The sequence below is a fragment of the Massilia aquatica genome, from assembly GCF_011682045.1.
In the GTDB taxonomy this organism is placed as follows: Bacteria; Pseudomonadota; Gammaproteobacteria; order Burkholderiales; family Burkholderiaceae_D; genus Telluria_A; species Telluria_A aquatica.
Genome location: NZ_VVIW01000003.1, coordinates 375947 through 394149, shown reverse-complemented (window position 1 = coordinate 394149; position 18203 = coordinate 375947). Strand labels below are relative to the sequence as shown.

The window sequence follows — 18203 nt, the reverse complement described above, 5'->3', positions numbered from 1 at the left end:
GCGTTATCCGACCAGGGCGGCGGCGCGCTGGAACACGGAGACGCAGTAATCCATCAGGTAGGACGTCATCCAGTGCCCGGCCATGATCACCGCCAGCAGGGTCACCAGCAGGCGCGGCAGGAAGCTCAGGGTCTGCTCGTTGATCTGGGTGGCGGCCTGCACCAGCGCCACCAGCAGGCCCATGATCAGGCCCGGCACCACCAGCACCAGCACCATCAGCATGACGATTTGCAAGGCGCCGACCATCAGGTCCACCGCCACGTCGGGGGTCATCGCCTCTCTCCCATACTGTCTCCCATCGTCAGAACGGCCGGATGCTGCCGACCAGGGTGTTGACGGTCAGGGTCCAGCCATCGACCAGCACGAACAGCAGCAGCTTGAAGGGCAGGGAAATGACCAGCGGCGAGAGCATCATCATGCCCATCGCCATCAGCACCGAGGACACCACCAGGTCGATGATCAGGAAAGGAATGAACAGCATGGCGCCGATCTGGAACGCGGTTTTCAGCTCGCTCAGGACAAACGCGGCCAGCTTGACCGTGAAGGCGCGCTGCTGCGGCGCCAGCTCGGCCGGTTCGCCCGCCAGGCGCGCCACCTGGGCCAGCGCGGCCTTGCTGGTCTGGGCCAGCATGAAGCGCGAGAGCGGCGCTTCGGCCACCTTCAGCGCATCCTGCATGCCGATCTTGTCCTGGTCGTAGGGCACGAAGGCTTCGCGCCAGATCTGGTCGCCGATCGGACGCATCACCAGCAGGGTGAGGATCAGGGCGACTCCGGTGATGATCCGGTTCGGCAAGCCCTGCTGCAGGCCGAGCGCCTGGCGCAGCAGCGAGAGCACGATCACGAAGCGGGTGAAGCAGGTCATCATCATGACCATGATGGGCAACAGCCCAAGCAGGGTCATCAGGACCAGCACCTGCGACTTGACCGTCAGGTCGGTCTTGGCGCCGGGAATCACCCCGGCCAGCAAGTCCTGGGCCGAGGCCGGGGCAGGCGCGGCCAGCATCAGCAGCAGGCCGCAAGCGAGCACAGCCAGCGTACCTGCGCGTGCCGCGCTTTTCATGCGGTCAGGAGGTCGAGGTCGAGGCCATCGAGGTCGATGACCTTCAGACCGTACTGTTCGCCGGCAACCACCACTTCGGCGCGCCCGATCGGGGTGCCGTTGACCTTGATGACCAGCGGTTCGCCGGCCAGCACGTCGAGCGCGATCACGCTCGATGGCCCGATCGCCATCAGTTCCTGCAGCGAAATCCTGGCCGAGCCCACTTCCAGGGTCAGGGTCACGGGAATCTTGCGCATCATCTGCGGCAAGTCGCGCTGCGGCCGCTTGTCGGCCGCGCGCGTGTTGTCGACCCCTGCGGGCACGCCCATGACAGGTTCATCGATGATCAATTCTTCGTCGATTCCGGCGGCCATATCCGGCGCCTGGAGTTCGTTCTCGTTGATATTCATTAGTCGCTATCTTCAAAAGAGGTTAAACAGAGCGTACCGTTATGCTCGGTTACCGCGGCAGTAAACAAACGCGACTCGGCCAGCAAGACATCGGCCCGGCCCACCGTCACCGGGATGATATCGCCCAGTTTGAGGGAAAACAGCGCTTCGAGCGTGATTTCCTTGCTCACCAGGCGCCCGTCCAGGGTCACCTGCAGCGCACTGCCGAGCGCCACGCTGGCCTGCGGCGCGCGTTCGCGCGCGCGCTCCGGCGTGAGTCCCTGCAATACGCGCGCCACCATGTCCTGGTCCAGCGCCAGCCATACCTGTCCGCATTCGCCACCCTGGCCCTGGCGCAAGGTAATGCCCAGGGTCCAGCCATCCGGCGCGGGCGGCGCCGGCGGCACGCTGCCCGGCACCAGCTCGCCGGCAGGCGCACTGGCTTCATTATGCGCCCGCGCAAGGTTTGCATCCACCCGTCTGGCAAGGACCGAGGCTAATTGTTGACCTAACACAACTGCGAGGCGTTCTTCCGTGGCCGTCACGCGTACTGTGGACGGGTCGACCGCCGGTCCGGGCGCGGCGCCGCGGCGGCCATAGCGCTGGTTCAGCACCGCCAGCAGCAGCGAGCGTTCGAGGGCGAAAGCGATATTCCCGGCGGGGCCTTCGAAGGCCAGCCAGCGTCCGCTCCGGGTGCTGTCGGGGGCGCCGACGAAACCGGCCGCTTCGATGCGGAAACCCTCCCAGTAGCGACGCACGGCGCTCTGGCGCAGGGCCACCGCCACATCCTCGGCCACCTGGGCGGCGAACTGGGGCAGCAAATGCACCGGCCGGCCCAGCAGGCGGGGGTCGAGCACTTGCGGTGATGTTGGCAAGTTTGTCTTATTTATCATGGTCATAAGTAACTCGGCAAGTGCGTGGCAAAGAGGGCAACTCTTTGTTTTGTTTGAGGAAAACAGTATATCAGAGCACCTTTATTTGATGGATTTAATTTCCAAGTGGCACTATAATTGCCAAGCGGTAAGTGGTTATTTGGTTCCTTATGGCAATTATTTCAAGGGAATGGCTCAAGTTCCCACACTTGCGCCCGTTACCAACAGTAAGCGATATCGTTAGGCATTTCGACACCTTTGCTTCTCCTCCAAGAGGTTTAGGGAAATTTGTTGGTTTTACCCGACTCAGCAATAAAATTTTTTGCCGTCGAGCATGTTTTCGTTTGGAATCGCGGCACGGAACGCGCACACTGGGCGCTTCACCGTTCAGGCCGGCTACGACAGAAAATCAGTCGTAACTGTTTGATTATGAACAAAAAATTATGCAGGGATGACAACATGGAAGTCGGAAACACAACAGGCAATACGCTCGCTACCCAGCTCCAGTCGGAGATGAAGGTACTGGCCAACGATGCCGGTCAACTGGCCGCGCACGCGCACATCGGCCATGCCGGCGGCCAGCAGCTGGCGGCCGGGTTTTCTTTCACGCAGAGCATGAAGGATGCGCTGGAAAGCGTAAACCAGCAAGACGCCGCGGCCGGCCAGAAAATGAACGATGTCGACAGCGGCAAGAGCGACGACCTGGTCGGCGCCATGCTGGCCAGCCAGGAAGCGAGCCTGTCCTTCTCGATGCTCATGCAAGTGCGTAACAAGGTCATGGGCGCGATGGACGAGCTGATCAAGCTCCCTGTCTAAGTTGCCGTTTGCGACTCCACCCTTACCACGGGAACCCACCAGCGTGATTGCCTCTCTTAAATCCACCTTCGCCGGGCGCATGGGCGCCATGCCGTCGCTGCCGCCGGCGCTGCGCAACAACCTGACCCCGATGCTGGTGCTGGCGATCGCCATCACGGCAGCGGTGATGATGTACATGTGGAACGACCAGGCGGGTTACAAGCCGGTCTTCGGCGCCAACGAACGGGTGGCCTCGGGCGACATGATGGCCGTGCTCGACGCCGACAAGATTGCTTACCGCCTGCATCCGGACACCGGCCAGCTGCTGGTGCCGTCCTCGGAACTGGGCAAGGTGCGCATGCTGCTGGCCGCCAAGGGCGTCACCGCCCAGCTGCCGGCCGGCCTGGAACTGATGGACAAGAACGATCCGCTGGGCGTGTCGCAGTTCGTGCAGGACGTGCGCTTCCGCCGCGGCCTGGAAGGCGAACTGGCGCAAAGCATCCTTTCGATGGACGCGATCGCCTCGGCACGCGTGCACCTGTCGATCGCCCGCTCGACCTCGTTCGTGGCCAGCGACGGCGAAAAATCGTCGGCCTCGGTGGTGGTGGCCGTGAAACCGGGCCGTACCCTGGCGCCGGAACAGATCGCCGCGATCATCAACATGGTTTCGGGCAGCGTTGCCAGCCTGTCCCCGGCGCGGGTGAGCCTGGTCGACCAGGCCGGCAATTACCTGTCGTCCCGCATCGACCTGTCGGAAGGCTTCGACGGCGCGGCCCAGGGCAGCGACGCCAACGCCAAGAAATACCAGGACCAGGTGCGCGGCAATGTGAATGAACTGCTCGGCCCGGTGCTGGGCGCGAATAACTTCAAGCTCAGCGTTACCGCCGATATCGACAACGACAAGATCGAAGAAACCAGCGAAAAATACGGCGACGCCCCGAAAGTAACCAGCGAAGCGACCCGCGAAGAGCAGGAAAAGAACCGCATGGCCATGGGCGTGCCGGGCACCCTGTCGAACCGTCCGCCGGCCCTGCCCGATCCGCAGGCCGCCGCCGGCGCCGCCGGCGCCGCAGCGGACGATGGCAGCGCGCGCAAGAACGCCAGCACGCGCCAGTTTGCGTACGACCGCAACATCACCCAGATCAAGCGCAGCCGCGGCCGTTTGCGTAAGCTCAGCGTCGCTGTGGTGCTGAACAATAACGTGGCCGCCGCGAAAACCGGCTGGACCCCGGCCGAACTGGCGAATATCGAAAAAACCCTGCGCAGCGGCCTGGGCATCAACACCGAACGCGGCGATGTGCTGACGGTGTCCGCCATGACCTTCCCGGTCCAGCCGGCCGCCGCCCCATGGTGGCAGGAACGCGACAACGTGGTCGACATGAGCAGCTGGGCGGCGTGGGCGGTGGGCATCCTGCTCGGCTTCCTGCTGATCATCCGTCCTCTGCTGCGCCTGCTCACGGTGCGCCTGGCCCCGGCTGCGGCCGTCGCTGGCGAGGCCCAGTTGCTGGGCGGCCCGGCCGGTTCGGCTGGTGCGGCCACCGCTGTCGCCGGTCCCGCCATGCGCGTCGGTGATGCCCGCCTCGGCGACGCCGGCGCGGTCCCGGCCCTGGGCGCCCCGCTGCAAATGGTGCCGCTGCTGGAAAACTATGATCTTCCCCCTGCCGGATCGGCAGTCGATGTGATGGTCGATCACCTGAAAGTCCTCGCTGCCAAGGAACCGGAGCGGGTCGCCGAAGTCGTCAAACAATGGATGCAGAAAAATGGCCGAACTGGACAATAATGTGGACGCCGAAGAGGCGCCTGGACTGACCCCTGTCGAACAGGCCGCCATCGTCCTGCTCAGCATTGGCGAAGAGCCGGCCGCCGCCGTGCTGCGCTGCCTCGACCGCGAAGAACTGCTCGAAGTGACGCAAGTCATGTCGCGCATGAGCGGCATCAAGGTCGACTCGGTGCGCATCGCGATGCAGACCTTCTTCGACGATTACCGCCAGCAGTCGGGCGTGCACGGCGCCTCGCGCAGCTACCTCAAGCGCTCGCTCGACCTGGCGCTCGGCAGCGACATCGCCAACAGCGTCCTCAACAACATTTACGGCGACGCCATCCGCCCGATGATGGCGCGCCTGCAGTGGGCCTCGCCAAAATGGCTGGCCGACTACATCGCCAACGAGCACGTGCAGATGCAAGCGGTGTTCCTGGCGTTTGTCCCGCCGGCGCTGGCCGGCCAGATCCTCGACGCCCTGCCGCTGGAGGGCCGCGACCTGGTCCTGCTGAACCTGGCGCGCCTGGACGAAATCGACCGCGACCTCTTGACCGAACTGGAAGAGCTGGTGACCCGCTGCCTGGGCGCGCTCGACACCCAGAGCGCCAGCGTGGAAGGGATCCGCCAGGTTGCCGAAATCCTCAACCGCTTGCCGGGCAACCGCGCCGGCATGGTCGAACTGCTGCGCGCCCACGATCCGGACGTGGTGACCGAAATCGAAATGAGCATGTACGACTTCCTGATCCTGTCGCGCCAGACCGAGGCCACGATTACCCGCATCCTCGACGACGTGCCGCTGGAACAGTGGGCGATCGCGCTCAAGGGCGCGGAACCGGCGATCCGCGATGCGATCCTGACCACCATGCCGCGCCGCCAGGCCCAGAACTTCGACGACCTGCTGCGCCGCGCCGGCCCGGTGCCGATGTCGCGCATCGAACAGACCCGCAAGGACATCATGGCAACCGTCAAACAACTGGCCGACAACGGCGAGATCGAAGTCCAACTGTTCGCCGAGGCCGTCGTAGAATGAAACAATTCCGCCCCTACCATTTCCCGCCGCTGTCGCAGCTCGACGTGCTCGGCGCCGCCCGTTCCTCCGAGGCCGCCGGCCAATGGCAAAGTGCGGTCGAAGAAGGCTACCAGCAGGGGCAGCGCGAGGGCTTCGAAAACGGCCAGGAACGCGGCAGCGCCGAAGGCTACGCGTCCGGCCTGGCCCAGGGGCTGGCGGCCGGCCGCCAGCAAGCCATGGCCCAGGTGCAGGAGCGCTTCGAGCAGCTGGCCGGCCCGCTCGACGGCATGTTCACCCAGTTGAACCAGATGGTGGAAGAATTCCGCTCGGCCCAGCGCAAGGAAGTCGTCGACCTGGTCGGCAAGGTGGCGCGCCAGGTGATCCGCGCCGAACTGGCCTTGCAGCCGGTCCAGTTGCTGGCACTGGTGGATGAAGCGCTGGCCGCCATGCCGCCCACCCGAGACCGTATCGAAGTGTGCCTCAATCCGGAAGAGCTCAAGCGCATCACCGAACTCGATCCGGTGCGCGCCGCCAAGTGGACCCTGCTGCCCGACCCGGCGCTGGAAGCGGGCGAATGCCGCGTGCGCGCCGGCGACAATGAAGTCGACGCCGGCTGCCAGGGCCGCCTGGCCAACTGCATGGCGCAGGTCAGCGCGCAACTGACGCCCGTCGTCGAGCGCGTGCCCGACGAGGTTGAAGCATGAGTAAGCTGGCCGATTCCCTGCGCACCGTCGAGCTCGAAGACGTCCCGGTCGCGATCCCGACCGGACGCCTGGTCGGCGCCTCGGGCTTGCTGCTGGAATCGGCCGGCTGCCGCCTGCACACGGGCCAGCGCTGCCGCATCGAAACGGTCGATGGCGAGTGGCTGGACGCGCAGGTGGTCGGTTTTCGCGAACGCCTGTCGTTCCTGATGCCGTTCAAGCAAGCCATTGGCCTGACCACCGGCGCCCGCGTATTGCCGAGTCCGACCGCCGCAACCTTGCAGATCGGCCCCTCGTGGCTGGGGCGCATGGTCAACGGCCTGGGCGAGCCGATCGACGGCCTCGGGCGCCTGGGCGGCGAGCACCGCCTGGAAATGACGCCGCCGAAAATCAATCCCCTGAAAAAACAACCGGTGGTCGAGCCGCTCGACGTCGGCGTGCGCGCCATCAATTCCATGCTGACCATCGGCAAGGGCCAGCGCGTCGGCCTGATGGCCGGCAGCGGGGTCGGCAAGTCCGTGCTGCTGGGCTTGATCACGCGCCAGACCGTGGCCGACGTGGTCGTGGTCGGCCTGATCGGCGAACGCTCGCGCGAGGTGCGCGAATTCGTCGACATGTCGCTCGGCCCGGAAGGCCTGAAAAAGGCCGTGCTGGTGATCGCCCCGGCCGACGAATCGCCCCTGATGCGCATCCGCGCCACCGAACTGTGCCATGCGATCGCGGCGCACTACCGCGACCAGGGCCTGAACGTGCTGCTGCTGGTCGACTCGCTCACCCGCTACGCCATGGCGCTGCGCGAAGTGGCGCTGGCGCTGGGCGAGCCGCCGGCCACCAAGGGCTATCCGCCGTCGGTGTTCTCGGCCCTGCCGCAACTGGTGGAAAGCGCCGGCAACGGCGAGCACGAACACGGCAGCATGAGCGCCATCTACACCGTGCTGGCCGAAGGCGACGACCAGCAGGACCCGGTGGTCGACACCGCCCGCGCGATCCTCGACGGCCACATCGTGCTCACGCGCGAACTGGCCGAACGCGGCCATTATCCGGCCATCGACGTGGCCGCGTCGATCAGCCGCTGCATGGCCCAGGTGGTCCCGGCCGCGCACGCGCTGGCCGCCCGCAAGCTCAAAGCCGCGCTGGCGCGCCACGCCCGGGTGCGCGACCTGATTCCGCTGGGCGCCTACGTGCCGGGCGCCGATCCGGTCACCGACCACGCGGTGCGCCTGGAACCCCATATCGACGCCTACCTGTGCCAGGGTACGCGCGAAGCGGCACCTTTGCCTGAATGCATTTCCCAACTTGAAGCGATGATGTCATGACCATCAACAGCACGATCGACAGCCTCGACACCCTGGTCCGCCTGCGCAGCACCAAGGTGGAAAAGTTGCAGGCAGACATGGCCGCCCAGCACGCGACCAAAGCCCGTTACCAGGCCAACCTGGCCCGCCTCGACAGCCTGGCGAGCGGCAGCGGCGCCAGCGGCGCGCTGCCGCTGGCGCTGGCCCTGAACTGCGGCCAGTACAAGCTGGCCGTGATCGCGCTGGCCGACAACCACCGCACCGACCTGTCCCTGCACGAAGCGACCATGGCCGTCTCGCAGCGCGCCCTGACCGACGCCTGGAGCGAACGCGAACTGCTGGGCCAGGTGCTGGAACAGAAAAAAGGCGTGGCCGAGCTGGCCCGCAACCGCACCGAACGCAAGCGCGAAGACGACCTGGCCACGCAATCGTGGCTGGCCGGCCGAAAGTAATTGAAGAAATCGAAAAAATTGCCGTAAACAAATAAATCGGCGCAATCGGCACACCGCGCAAGCTAAGCAAACCTGTCAGACATTCTGGAGAACCCCATGGCGACCATTGGCAACACCTACGATCCGGCTACCACCGCAACCGGCCTGGCGACCAACTACACCTCGGCGCGCCAGAGCATCCTGACCGCCCAGACCAAGCAGGCCAGCAGCGCCGCCGCCGCCCTGAGCTCGCTGCGCTCGGCCATTTCGGGCTACCAGAGTTCGCTGCTGTCCTTGACCTCCGGCAAGACCATGCTGACCCAGGCCGCGACCTTCAGCAACACCGCGATCGGCAGCGCCAGCGCCGGCGTGAACGCCACTGCCGGCAACTACAGCTTTTTCGTCGAACGCCTCGCCACCGCCAACCAGGTCTCGTACAACGGCCTGGCCGACAGCGCGGCCGACGGCGGCAGCCTGGGCATCGAACTGGGCGGCGCGCCCGGCTTTTCGATCAACCTGGCCAGCGCCAACAGCGACGGCAACGCCACCCTGACCCCGCGCGAAATCGCCGCCGCCATCAATGCCGAACCGACCAACAACGGACGCGTGTCGGCCTCGATCGTCACCGTCAACGGCGTCACCCAGCTGATGCTGACCTCGAAAGCAACAGGTGCGGCCGGCAATATTTCGCTGAACACGGCGGCGGTGGGCAATGCCGGCCTGAAAACCGCGCTCTCGAACGCGCCGACCCAGGTCGTCACCGGCCAGGACGCGCTGGTCTGGCTCGGCGCGCAGGGCAGCGGCACCGCGATCAACCAGGCCTCGAACGTATTTACCAACGTCGACGGCGTGACCATGACCTTCACCAAGGCGCAGGCCCCGGGCGACGCGCCGGTGACCCTGACGGTGGCCAGCGACAATGCCGGCACCGTGGCCAAGGTGCAGAAATTCGTCGACGATTACAACAAGCTCAAGACCGTGATCGACGCCATGGTGGCACCGGGCGACCCGGCCAAGGGCGCCAACCCGGGCGTATTCGCCAACGATGGCGGCGTGCGCGTGCTGCAGGCGCGCATGGTCAGCATGCTGCGCGGCGCAAACGGCGCCGACAGCCTGGCCGCCTACGGCATCGTGGCCACGCGCGACGGCAGCCTGTCGCTCAACGCGACGCGCCTGACCAGCCAGCTGGCGGTCTCGCCGAAAGGGCTCGACACCCTGATCGGCAGCAGCGTCAACGGCGCCAGCAGCGGCATCGCGGGCAGCCTGGACGGCTACCTGAAGGAATGGAGCAGCAGCACCGACGGCCAGCTCAAGCAGCGGCTGGAACAGAACACCAAATTGCAGACCAGCCTGGTCAAGCGCCAGGACCAGCTCGACAAGCAGTACGACAGCGCCTACAAGCGCTATCTGATGCAATTTACACAGTTGCAGACACTGCAAAGCCGCATGGCGTCCAACACCTCCATGTTCGACGCACTGTTCGGCGATAAATCCAATTAAGAGAGGAAAAGATGTCCTATTCCGACGCTTACAGCGACTACCACTCGGTTAACCTTGATGCTCAGACGGCGCGTGCATCACCGGTCGAGCTGGTGCTGCTGCTGACCGATGGCCTGCTCGACGAGCTGGCCCGCGCGCGCGGCCACATCGTCGGCAAGCGCTACGAGCAAAAGGCGATCAGCATCGACAAATGTGTCGAAATCATCAACGGACTGTCCAGCTCGCTGGACTTCGAGCAAGGCGGCGACGTGGTGGAAAACCTGGCACGGCTGTACGACTTCTGCGCCGCGCGCCTGCATGGCGCCGGCATCAAGATGGACCCGGCCATGCTGGACGAAGTGGTCGAGATCCTCGGCACGATCCGCCAGGGCTGGCTTGGCGTGCAGGCACGCAATGCCTAGGCGCGCCGCCCTGAACGCGCTGACGGCGGCCCTGGCCGCCGCCGGCGACGCGCGCGACTGGGTCGCGCTGGACCGCGCCGTTGGCGCCCTTGGCACCGAGCTGCGCGTGCTGGCGGCCAGCGGCCCCTGGAGCGCTGCCGAGACCCGCGCGCTGCAGGCGCTGCGCGCCCAGCACGACAAGGCAGCCGAGCTGTGCGCCGCCGAGCTGGATGCGCTGGAAGCGCAAATGAACCACATGCACACGAACAAAGCCGGGTTTATCGCCTACGCCCTCGACAATGAAAACGACACAGAACGTAACCAGGCATAACCATGATGCTCGCTAACCTGAATCCTACCCCGGCCGCGCCAGCGGCCCCCGGCACCGCCCCTGCTCCGGCCCCGGCCACGGCTGCCGCCGCCCCTGCGCTCGCGGCCGCACCCGGCGCCGCCGCGGCCGCTCCGGCCACCCCGTTTGCCAGCTGGCTGGTGTTCGACGCGCCCGCCGGCCAGTTCAATGCCGACGGCGAAAGCAGCGGCGAGGAAGCCCCGGCCGACGGCCTGGCCGAACTGCCGGCGCTGGCCGACGCGCCCGCCCTGCCCGTGGCGCATCTCGACGCCGCCAGCACGCCAGCCATGACGATGAGCTCCGCGTTCGGCATGAACCTGCCGCTCGGCATCGTCCTGCCGCAAGCTGCGCCGATGCCGATGACGGCCTCCCTGCCTGGCGCGGCAGCGCCGGTCGACGCTGCCGCGCCGCTCGCCGGCGCCACCGCCACCGCCACCGCCACTGCGCCAGTCAGTTTCTCTGTTCCGCTCGCGGCTGCGCCGGCGCCGGCGCCGGTACTGCCCGCAGCGCCGTTCGCCCCGGTCCAGGCAGCGGTTCCTGCCAGCACCGTCTCGTTCACCTTCAACGCGCCGGCACCGGCCGCGCCGGCCAGCGACACGGCCGCCCCTGCCGACGCCGCGGCAGCCGATGCGCGCGCGCCTGCCGCTGCGCCCGTGGCCGTGCCAGCGCCCGCCGTGGCCGTGGCTGCCCCGGCGCCGCGCGCCCCGCTGCGCAGCGGCGAGAGCGGCACCGCCGCCAGCGTCCCGCTGGCCCAGAAAACAACGGTCGCCAGCGCCGCCCAGCCGTTCGCCGCCGCGCCCGACACCATGCTGCGCAGCGACGTGCCCGTCACCGGCGCCGCCAGCATCATGGCCGGCACCAACGCCCTGGCCGCCCAGAACGTCACGATGGCCGCCCCGGCCGACGTCAAGCTGCCGGCCAATCCGGCCGACTGGCAGCAGCCCCTGCGCGAAGCGCTGGGCGAGCGCCTGCAACTGCAACTGGGCCGCAATATCGACCAGGCCGTGATCCGCCTCGACCCGCCGCAGCTGGGCCGCATCGAGATCGCGATCCGCCACGCCGCCGGCGGCGCGCTGGAAGTAAACATCAGCGCCAGCAACAGCGAAGTGCGGCGCCAGCTGGGCAATGTCAGCGAGGCCATGCGCTCCGACCTGGCCTCGCGCCAGTTCAGCGATGTCGCCGTGACCATTACGGCAACCCCGCGCAGCGGCGCCGCCTTTGCCGACCAGCAGGGCCAGGGCCGCGGCCGCCAGCCTGGACAGGAAGCGCAGGAGAACGATCCTGGCCGCGCACTCTCCGAAGCGGGCCAGCCGTCGTCCACCTTCTCCCTGTCCGGCCGTGAGTACGCCGCATGAAAAAATCGACCAAACTGATCATCGTGTTCGTGGTCCTCGGCGTGCTCGGCGCGGCGGGCGCGGGCGCCTTTTTGTATTTCAAGCAGCCGATCCCGAGCAAGGATGGCAAACCGGTCGCCGCCGAAGCGCCGAAGAAAAAGCCGGCCAAATATGTCTCGCTCGACAAGGTGATCGTCATGCTGCGCAAGAGCCCCGGCGAAAACCAGGCCCACTACATTTCGACCGACCTGGTGCTCTCGACCACGGCCGAGCAGGAAAAGAAGGTCAAGGATGACTTGCCGATGCTGCGCAGCGTGGCCGTGCGCGCGCTCTCGGCGCACAGCATGAGCGAAGCGCAGGACCTGACGGTCGAGAAGTACGCCGAGCAGCTCAACAGCACTTTCGCCGCCACTTATGACAAGGACAAGCTCGAAAAGCCGTTCTCCGAAGTCATGATCGGCAAACTGATCATCGAATAGCCAGGGGATCTCGTGGCCTATCACGCCGATTACACCGACAGCGGCAGCGCCGCCAGCTACATGCCCGTCCGGGACGTGCCCGTTCGGGACGAGCACGCTAACGACTACGGCAGCGCTTACGGCCAGGTTGCCGACTACGCGCCCGTGCTCGACGCCCGCGAAGAGCAGCGCCAGCTGGTCGCTTACGCGCCGCTGGTCAAGCGCATCGTGCGCCAGCTGGGCGCCCAGGTCTCGGGCCTGATGGGACGCGACGACATGGAACAGATCGGCCTGATGGGCCTGCTCGAAGCACTGCGCCGGTACGGCTCGCCCGACGCCGGTTTCGGCAGCTTTGCCTCGCTGCGCATCCGTGGCGCCATCCTCGATGAACTGCGGCGCCAGGACTGGCGTCCGCGCGCGGTGCGCCAGGACAGCCACAAGATGCGCGACCAGGTGCGCGCCCTGACCCGCTCGCTGGGACGGGAACCGACCGACACCGAAGCGGCCGCCTCGCTGGGCCTGAGCCCCGAAGCCTATGCCCAGTACCAGCTGGACGATGGCGCCGAACTGCTGCTGAGCTTTGACGAAGTGCTGCAGGAAGCCGCCGAACGGGCCCACAGCGCGCCCGGCCCGGAAGAGCAGTTCATGGTCAAGCGCAGCCTGGAACAGGCCTTGAGGTCCCTGGACGAGCGCGAACAGCGCGTGATCCAGATGATTTACGAATTCGAACTGAGCTACAAGGAAGTGGCCGCCGTGCTCGATTTGTCGGACGCGCGCGTCTGCCAGCTCAATAAAGCGGCGCTGGCCAAGATGAAAGCAGCTCTTAAAGGCTGAACAGACCCGGTTTTCCCTCTTACCTAAGCACAACAAGACTTACCAAAGGAATTTACTATGCAGCCATTAGTCGGCATCGCCATTGTTCTCGGCTGTATCTTCGGCGGATTTGTCCTCATGGGCGGCACCTTCGACGCCATCTGGCATCCGGTCGAAATCCTGATCATTGCCGGCGGCGGCGCCGGGGCGCTGGTGTTGGGGAACCCCAACCACGTGCTCAAGGAACTGAGTACCCAGATGCGCAAGATCGTCACGCGCAAGAAGCAGGGTTCCGAGTTCCAGCGCCAATTGTTGTTGTTGATGTATGAATTGCTGCAAACCGCCGCGGGCGGCCTGAAAGCACTCGATGCGCACGTGGAAGACCCGGCATCGAGCCCCCTGTTCCAGCGTTACCCGCTGGTGCTCGAAGAACCTAAACTATTGGCGTTTATTGTCGATAACTTCCGTTTGATGGCGATGGGAAAAATCAACGCCCACGAGCTTGAAGGCGTACTGGAGCAGGAATTGGAAGCCATTCACGAAGAGCTGGTGCAGCCGTCCAAGTCGCTGCACAAGATTGCCGAAGCGATGCCCGGGTTCGGCATCCTGGCGGCGGTGCTCGGGATCGTGCTGGCGATGAACTCGGTGGCCGAGGGCGCCGATGCCGGCGCCATCTCGGCCAAGGTGGGCGCCGCGATGGTCGGCACCTTCCTCGGCATTTTCTTCTGCTACGGCGTACTCGACCCGATCAGCAACATGATGAAGCAGCTGGTGAACCAGGAAGCGTCGAACATGGAATGCGTCAAAGTCGTCCTGGTCACCCACGTGGCCGGCAAACCGGCCCTGCTGGCCATCGATGCCGGGCGCCGCCTGGTGCAGCTGAACATCAAGCCGAGCTTCGCGCAGCTGGAAAGCTGGATCAACGCCATGGGCGGCGAAGGCGAGGACAGCGGCTCGCCGAAACGCCGCGCCACCGACAAGGCAGGAGAGCAGCGTGCAAAAGCAGCATGATAAACATGACAAGCACGACGCGGCGATCATCGTCCGCGGCCGTGGCAAGGCGCACGAGGACGACCACGGCGGCGCCTGGAAAGTCGCCTTCGCCGACTTCTGCCTGGCGCTGCTGGCCCTGTTCCTCGTCCTCTGGCTGATGGCGGCACGCGACCAGCAAACCATGAAAGCGATGGTGCGCGAGCAAAACGGCAGCTACGCCGACGGCCAGGGCAACAAGCCCGAAATCGGCGGCGGCCCGCGCGGCAGCCTGATCGAGCGTTTCGCCATGCCGCACAGCGGCACCAGCCCGCACAAGGAAAACGGCGGCGAAGGCCCGAAAGTGCGCTACGACTCGCCGGCCGAACTGGCGGTGCTGTCGCGCCAGCTGGGCATCATGAGCGAAGAAGCCGGCCTGACCAAGAACCTGGAAAGCGTGGTGACCCCGTACGGCCTGCGCGTGACCCTGCACGACACCGAGCGCCAGGGCATGTTCCTGCTGGGCAGCGCGATGCCGACCGACCGCTTCGGGCGCCTGCTGCGCCAGATGGGCCCGGTTTTTGCAAAAATGGAAAACCAGATGCTGATCATCGGCCACACCGACGCCCGCAAATATGCCGGCGACCAGGATGGCAATTCGAACTGGAGCCTGTCGAACGCGCGCGCCATGGCCGCCCGTTCCCAGCTGCTGCAAGGCTCGATGAACGCCGACAGCGTGCTGCAAGTGGTGGGCATGGCCGACCGCGCCCCGTTCGACCCGAACAACACCGGCGCGGCCGTGAACCGCCGCATCGAAATGCTGATCCTGACCCGCACCCAGGCCGATACCGTGGCCGCCATGTTCGGCGTGCCGGGCACGACCGAAATCGGCGAAGAAGCCGCGGTCGGCGCCAAGGGCTCGGTCGACGCGCTGCGTGACAAACTCAAGAACGTCAAGGGCGCCGACGCCCAGGGCAAATAATCATGACGATCCAATCCAAAAGCCGAGGTCCACGCATGAAAATCTCTTCTGGCGGTGCCTCCGCCGATGCGGCGGCGGTGCAGCGCAGCAGCGCCGCCGTGGTCTCCGAGGTCAAAACGACTGCCGGCGGCGCCGCTGTGGCGGCAAGCTCAGCCCCCCTGCAATCGGAAGTGCTGCAACCGGCCATGGCCGCCCTGGCCGCCATGCCCGACGTCGACCACGAGCGCGTGGCGCAGCTGCGCGATGCGCTGGCCAAGGGCGAACTGCCGTTCGACCCGGCCCGCCTGGCCGGCCTGATCACCCGCTTCCACGGAGGCCAGGGATGAGCCGCATGACGCGCGAGCAAGCCGTCGGCAAGCTGACGGCCGGCGTGACTGCCGACCTGGACGCCTGCAAGGCCATCCTCGCGCTGCTGGCCCGCCAGTTCGACGCCGCCCTGCGCCACCGCAGCACCGAACTGACCGCGCTGGCCGACGAACTGGCGCCGCTGCTGGACAGCATGGAACAGCGGCGCGTGCAGCGCGTGACCCTGGTGCGCGCCCTGTGCGGCGCCAAGGCCGACATGGCGGCCCTGATCGCCACCCTGGCCGCGCCGCAGCGCGATGCGCTCAGCGCCGACTGGCAAGCGCTGGAGCAATTGGTACTTGAATGCAAACGTTTGAATGTTCGCAACAGCGCATTGCTGACCGAACAATTTTCCATCATGCAGCGTGTGCTGCACGGCGAGGAGACCCTGTATGAAGCACGCTGAATTCCATACCGCCCCGGTCAGCCCGACCGCGCCGACCCAGTCGACGCGCCCGATGGCGGCCGTGGGCGGCGGCGCCGGTTTCGGCGGCGTCTACCAGTCGATGCAAAACGAAATCACCGATTTCATCAGCCAGGGCAGCGCCGACTCCGGCATGGCCAGCCTGAGCCCGCAGGGCCGCATGCTGCAGGCGCGCCTGCAGGAAAGTGAGGGCGCGCAGGGTGGCACCGTCGGCACGCTCGGCGCCGCCTTTGCCGACGGTTCCGGGCAAAAAGCCTTTCTGGACCAGATAGCACCATGGGCGCGCGAAGCCGGCGAACGCCTGGGCGTGGACCCGCAACTGGTGTCGGCCCATGCCGCGCTGGAATCGGGCTGGGGCCAGCGTCCGCTGCGCCAGGCCGAAGGCGCCAGCACCCATAACCTGTTCGGCATCAAGGCTGGTTCGAGCTGGCAGGGCGACGTCTCGGACAACGCCACCACCGAATTCGAACACGGCACGGCGGTCAAGAAAACCGAACGTTTCCGCGCCTACCCGGACCAGGCCGCCGCCTTCCGCGACTACGCCCAGATGTTGCTGGACAACCCACGCTACGCCGCCGCCATCGGCACCGGCAGCGATGCCGGCGCCTTTGCCCGGGGCCTGGCCAAGGGCGGCTACGCCACCGATCCGGCCTACGCCGCCAAGCTCACCCGCCTGGCCGCGCGCCTGCAGGGAGCATCCGAGTGATGCTGGTTTCGCATCAGGGCTGCGCCGAGCGCGGAATGTCCGCCGGCTCGACCGTGCCGGGCGCGATCACGCGCATGCGCACCACCCGGCCGTTGGCCAGGTTGCGTACCCGCACCAGCGCATTGATGGCGCCGGCGTCGAGCGCTTCGCCGGCCGTGCTGATTTCGAGCGCTTCGAAGCGCGCCAGCATGATCACCGCTTCGCCGCGCTTGACCAATAACGGCGCGCTCAACTGCGCCTGGCGCAGCACTTCGCCGGCCCGCAGCGAACGGCGCGCGGCTTGCCCGGTGGCCGCTTCGGCCGAACCGATGGCGTCGGCGATGGTGGTCACATCGCGCCGCTCGAGCGTCACATCCTGCACCGTGAGCGCCTGCCCGGCAGCGACCGGCACGGCGGTCACCGCCACCAGCGCGCTGACCGATCCGCGCAAGACGTATTCATATTTCCAGCCGCCGTTGTTCGATCCGGCATCCTGCGGGCACAGCACCGCAAAGCGCATGCGCGCCGGCGTGCGCGTGTCGACCGCTTCGATGTTGAGCGCTTTGGCGCACGGCGGCGCGGCGCGCGGCGTTGCAACGCTGACAGTAAATTGTGGTTCCGACAAGCCGGCCGTCTCGGCCTGGCGCGCCAGCTGCTCGCGCGCGGCCTGCTCCAGCCTGGCCGTGATCGACATTTCTGCCGCATTTGTGTTGCCCCCGGCTAATGAAATCAGTACAGCGGCCGTTAATGGCAGTAACAAAGCGCTGGTGGCGCGGCAAACATCGGACATAAATAGCACCTTGGCAATCGTTGCGCGCGACGCAAGGAACGCCGCACAGAGTCATTCTAACCAGATTCACACTGCAGTTCATTCACGGAGGAAGCTTCATGTCGATTGATTTCCAAAAGGCACTTGGCGTGCACGCCGACGCGCTCCATCTGCGCGCCGACCGCACGCGCGTACTGGCGGCCAATATCGCCAACGAAAACACGCCGGGATTCACGGCACGCGACGTCGACTTCGGCGCCATGCTGCAGCAGCGAATCGAGACCGACTCAAGCATGCCGGGTCTCGCCGACGATCAGGACGCTTTGTACCGCGTCCCGTACCACCCCAGCGCCGACGGCAATACCGTCGAAATCGGCGTCGAACAAGCCGCGTTTTCGCAAAACGCATCCGATTTCCAGACCAGCCTGACGTTCGTGAACATGCGGCTCAAGGGTTTGGCCAAAGCTATCGCAGGACAATAATCATGAGCTTTAAAGACATTTCCCAAATTGCAGGTTCGGCCATGGCGGCGCAGTCGGTGCGCTTGAATACCATCGCCAGCAACCTGGCCAACGCCGATTCGGTGTCCGGCTCGGAAGGCGAAACCTACCGTGCCCGCAAACCCGTGTTCGCCGCCATGCTCGACAACGGCTCCGGCAAGCTCGGCGCCGGCAGCCGCGTGCAGGTGCTCGACGTAGTCCAGTCATCCGAACCGCTGCGCAAGGCCTACGAGCCGGGTAATCCCGTGGCTAACGCCGACGGCATGGTGTTCTATCCGAACGTCAACCAGGTGGCCGAGATGACCGACATGATGTCGGCCTCGCGTGCCTTTGAAACCAATGTGGAAGTGCTGGGACGCATCAAGTCGATGCAAGCCGGTCTTCTGCGCCTCGGCGAAGGCTGAT

The 18203-nt window shown here is 66.0% G+C and carries 24 protein-coding genes; 19 read left to right on the top strand and 5 right to left on the bottom strand.

Features of this window, described 5'->3' with window-relative positions; genetic code table 11:
- Positions 1-3 precede the first annotated feature (3 nt).
- The 4 genes from F1609_RS07750 to F1609_RS07735 all read right to left on the bottom strand — a co-directional run bounded on the left by F1609_RS07750 (position 4) and on the right by F1609_RS07735 (position 2303).
- Entirely contained in the window at positions 4-273 is a 270-nt protein-coding gene (locus F1609_RS07750; protein WP_167075900.1) for a flagellar biosynthetic protein FliQ, read from the bottom strand.
- A 28-nt stretch (positions 274-301) separates the two neighbouring features.
- Positions 302-1060 carry a flagellar type III secretion system pore protein FliP gene (gene fliP, locus F1609_RS07745; RefSeq protein ID WP_167075899.1) on the bottom strand — a complete coding sequence of 253 codons (759 nt, stop codon included), beginning with the start codon at positions 1058-1060 and terminating at the stop codon, positions 302-304.
- The gene (locus F1609_RS07740) at positions 1057-1368 is read right to left on the bottom strand and encodes a FliM/FliN family flagellar motor switch protein (RefSeq protein ID WP_229421737.1); all 312 of its coding nucleotides are present in this window, start codon (positions 1366-1368) and stop codon (positions 1057-1059) included. The genes fliP and F1609_RS07740 overlap by 4 nt, the downstream gene beginning before the upstream one ends.
- Before the next feature lie 80 nt (positions 1369-1448).
- Positions 1449-2303 carry a hypothetical protein gene (locus F1609_RS07735; protein ID WP_229421707.1) on the bottom strand — a complete coding sequence of 285 codons (855 nt, stop codon included), beginning with the start codon at positions 2301-2303 and terminating at the stop codon, positions 1449-1451.
- A gap of 510 nt (positions 2304-2813) precedes the next feature.
- Here F1609_RS07735 and fliE point away from each other — a divergent pair.
- From fliE to F1609_RS07650, 17 genes are all read left to right on the top strand, one after another.
- Entirely contained in the window at positions 2814-3116 is a 303-nt protein-coding gene (fliE, locus tag F1609_RS07730) for a flagellar hook-basal body complex protein FliE (RefSeq protein WP_167076050.1), read from the top strand.
- A gap of 43 nt (positions 3117-3159) precedes the next feature.
- Positions 3160-4875: a flagellar basal-body MS-ring/collar protein FliF gene (gene fliF / locus F1609_RS07725; RefSeq protein WP_370661601.1), complete on the top strand. Its 1716-nt coding sequence runs from the start codon at positions 3160-3162 to the stop codon at positions 4873-4875.
- Complete coding sequence (locus tag F1609_RS07720; RefSeq protein WP_167075897.1) at positions 4856-5884, top strand: flagellar motor switch protein FliG; 1029 nt, start codon at positions 4856-4858, stop codon at positions 5882-5884. The genes fliF and F1609_RS07720 overlap by 20 nt, the downstream gene beginning before the upstream one ends.
- The gene (gene fliH, locus F1609_RS07715) at positions 5881-6567 is read left to right on the top strand and encodes a flagellar assembly protein FliH (protein WP_167075896.1); all 687 of its coding nucleotides are present in this window, start codon (positions 5881-5883) and stop codon (positions 6565-6567) included. The genes F1609_RS07720 and fliH overlap by 4 nt, the downstream gene beginning before the upstream one ends.
- Positions 6564-7880 (top strand): flagellar protein export ATPase FliI, encoded by a 1317-nt coding sequence (fliI, locus tag F1609_RS07710; protein WP_167075895.1) that lies wholly within the window; start codon positions 6564-6566, stop codon positions 7878-7880. Before fliH ends, fliI begins: the two co-directional genes overlap by 4 nt.
- Positions 7877-8311: a flagellar FliJ family protein gene (locus tag F1609_RS07705; protein WP_167075894.1), complete on the top strand. Its 435-nt coding sequence runs from the start codon at positions 7877-7879 to the stop codon at positions 8309-8311. The genes fliI and F1609_RS07705 overlap by 4 nt, the downstream gene beginning before the upstream one ends.
- Positions 8312-8407: 96 nt before the next feature.
- Complete coding sequence (gene fliD, locus F1609_RS07700) at positions 8408-9790, top strand: flagellar filament capping protein FliD (protein ID WP_167075893.1); 1383 nt, start codon at positions 8408-8410, stop codon at positions 9788-9790.
- A gap of 11 nt (positions 9791-9801) precedes the next feature.
- Entirely contained in the window at positions 9802-10191 is a 390-nt protein-coding gene (gene fliS, locus F1609_RS07695; protein ID WP_166877203.1) for a flagellar export chaperone FliS, read from the top strand.
- Positions 10184-10501 (top strand): hypothetical protein, encoded by a 318-nt coding sequence (locus F1609_RS07690; RefSeq protein WP_167075892.1) that lies wholly within the window; start codon positions 10184-10186, stop codon positions 10499-10501. Before fliS ends, F1609_RS07690 begins: the two co-directional genes overlap by 8 nt.
- Before the next feature lie 2 nt (positions 10502-10503).
- The gene (locus tag F1609_RS35035) at positions 10504-11874 is read left to right on the top strand and encodes a flagellar hook-length control protein FliK (protein WP_167075891.1); all 1371 of its coding nucleotides are present in this window, start codon (positions 10504-10506) and stop codon (positions 11872-11874) included.
- The gene (locus tag F1609_RS07680) at positions 11871-12332 is read left to right on the top strand and encodes a flagellar basal body-associated FliL family protein (protein ID WP_167075890.1); all 462 of its coding nucleotides are present in this window, start codon (positions 11871-11873) and stop codon (positions 12330-12332) included. The genes F1609_RS35035 and F1609_RS07680 overlap by 4 nt, the downstream gene beginning before the upstream one ends.
- A gap of 60 nt (positions 12333-12392) precedes the next feature.
- Positions 12393-13145: a FliA/WhiG family RNA polymerase sigma factor gene (locus F1609_RS07675; protein WP_167076048.1), complete on the top strand. Its 753-nt coding sequence runs from the start codon at positions 12393-12395 to the stop codon at positions 13143-13145.
- A 57-nt stretch (positions 13146-13202) separates the two neighbouring features.
- A complete protein-coding gene (gene motA, locus F1609_RS07670; protein WP_167075889.1) occupies positions 13203-14135 on the top strand; it encodes a flagellar motor stator protein MotA in 933 nt (310 codons plus the stop codon).
- Complete coding sequence (locus F1609_RS07665; RefSeq protein WP_167075888.1) at positions 14119-15075, top strand: flagellar motor protein MotB; 957 nt, start codon at positions 14119-14121, stop codon at positions 15073-15075. The genes motA and F1609_RS07665 overlap by 17 nt, the downstream gene beginning before the upstream one ends.
- Positions 15076-15110: 35 nt before the next feature.
- Positions 15111-15401: a flagellar biosynthesis anti-sigma factor FlgM gene (gene flgM, locus F1609_RS07660; RefSeq protein ID WP_167075887.1), complete on the top strand. Its 291-nt coding sequence runs from the start codon at positions 15111-15113 to the stop codon at positions 15399-15401.
- Entirely contained in the window at positions 15398-15826 is a 429-nt protein-coding gene (gene flgN, locus F1609_RS07655; protein WP_167075886.1) for a flagellar export chaperone FlgN, read from the top strand. Before flgM ends, flgN begins: the two co-directional genes overlap by 4 nt.
- Positions 15813-16550 carry a glycoside hydrolase family 73 protein gene (locus F1609_RS07650; RefSeq protein WP_167075885.1) on the top strand — a complete coding sequence of 246 codons (738 nt, stop codon included), beginning with the start codon at positions 15813-15815 and terminating at the stop codon, positions 16548-16550. The genes flgN and F1609_RS07650 overlap by 14 nt, the downstream gene beginning before the upstream one ends.
- Positions 16551-16563: 13 nt before the next feature.
- Here F1609_RS07650 and flgA read toward each other — a convergent pair whose 3' ends face one another.
- On the bottom strand, positions 16564-17223 hold the full coding sequence (gene flgA / locus F1609_RS07645) for a flagellar basal body P-ring formation chaperone FlgA (RefSeq protein ID WP_167075884.1): 660 nt from the start codon (positions 17221-17223) through the stop codon (positions 16564-16566).
- 194 nt (positions 17224-17417) lie between these two features.
- On the opposite strand from flgA, the gene flgB reads away from it, so the two are divergent.
- Positions 17418-17780 carry a flagellar basal body rod protein FlgB gene (gene flgB / locus F1609_RS07640; protein ID WP_167075883.1) on the top strand — a complete coding sequence of 121 codons (363 nt, stop codon included), beginning with the start codon at positions 17418-17420 and terminating at the stop codon, positions 17778-17780.
- Between the two features lie 2 nt (positions 17781-17782).
- Positions 17783-18202 carry a flagellar basal body rod protein FlgC gene (gene flgC / locus F1609_RS07635; RefSeq protein WP_166894964.1) on the top strand — a complete coding sequence of 140 codons (420 nt, stop codon included), beginning with the start codon at positions 17783-17785 and terminating at the stop codon, positions 18200-18202.
- Position 18203 lies beyond the last annotated feature (1 nt).

Coding starts and splice junctions, on each gene's coding strand:
- flgN (WP_167075886.1), top strand. CDS start 15,398: ATGAGCCGCATGACGCGCGAGCAAGCCGTCGGCAAGCTGACGGCCGGC.
- fliI (WP_167075895.1), top strand. CDS start 6,564: ATGAGTAAGCTGGCCGATTCCCTGCGCACCGTCGAGCTCGAAGACGTC.
- F1609_RS07680 (WP_167075890.1), top strand. CDS start 11,871: ATGAAAAAATCGACCAAACTGATCATCGTGTTCGTGGTCCTCGGCGTG.
- F1609_RS07650 (WP_167075885.1), top strand. CDS start 15,813: ATGAAGCACGCTGAATTCCATACCGCCCCGGTCAGCCCGACCGCGCCG.
- flgM (WP_167075887.1), top strand. CDS start 15,111: ATGAAAATCTCTTCTGGCGGTGCCTCCGCCGATGCGGCGGCGGTGCAG.
- fliH (WP_167075896.1), top strand. CDS start 5,881: ATGAAACAATTCCGCCCCTACCATTTCCCGCCGCTGTCGCAGCTCGAC.
- flgC (WP_166894964.1), top strand. CDS start 17,783: ATGAGCTTTAAAGACATTTCCCAAATTGCAGGTTCGGCCATGGCGGCG.
- F1609_RS35035 (WP_167075891.1), top strand. CDS start 10,504: ATGATGCTCGCTAACCTGAATCCTACCCCGGCCGCGCCAGCGGCCCCC.
- F1609_RS07750 (WP_167075900.1), bottom strand. CDS start 273: ATGACCCCCGACGTGGCGGTGGACCTGATGGTCGGCGCCTTGCAAATC.
- F1609_RS07675 (WP_167076048.1), top strand. CDS start 12,393: ATGCCCGTCCGGGACGTGCCCGTTCGGGACGAGCACGCTAACGACTAC.
- flgB (WP_167075883.1), top strand. CDS start 17,418: ATGTCGATTGATTTCCAAAAGGCACTTGGCGTGCACGCCGACGCGCTC.
- F1609_RS07705 (WP_167075894.1), top strand. CDS start 7,877: ATGACCATCAACAGCACGATCGACAGCCTCGACACCCTGGTCCGCCTG.
- fliD (WP_167075893.1), top strand. CDS start 8,408: ATGGCGACCATTGGCAACACCTACGATCCGGCTACCACCGCAACCGGC.
- fliE (WP_167076050.1), top strand. CDS start 2,814: ATGAAGGTACTGGCCAACGATGCCGGTCAACTGGCCGCGCACGCGCAC.
- fliS (WP_166877203.1), top strand. CDS start 9,802: ATGTCCTATTCCGACGCTTACAGCGACTACCACTCGGTTAACCTTGAT.
- F1609_RS07720 (WP_167075897.1), top strand. CDS start 4,856: ATGGCCGAACTGGACAATAATGTGGACGCCGAAGAGGCGCCTGGACTG.
- F1609_RS07690 (WP_167075892.1), top strand. CDS start 10,184: ATGCCTAGGCGCGCCGCCCTGAACGCGCTGACGGCGGCCCTGGCCGCC.
- F1609_RS07740 (WP_229421737.1), bottom strand. CDS start 1,368: ATGGGCGTGCCCGCAGGGGTCGACAACACGCGCGCGGCCGACAAGCGG.
- flgA (WP_167075884.1), bottom strand. CDS start 17,223: ATGTCGATCACGGCCAGGCTGGAGCAGGCCGCGCGCGAGCAGCTGGCG.
- motA (WP_167075889.1), top strand. CDS start 13,203: ATGCAGCCATTAGTCGGCATCGCCATTGTTCTCGGCTGTATCTTCGGC.
- fliP (WP_167075899.1), bottom strand. CDS start 1,060: ATGAAAAGCGCGGCACGCGCAGGTACGCTGGCTGTGCTCGCTTGCGGC.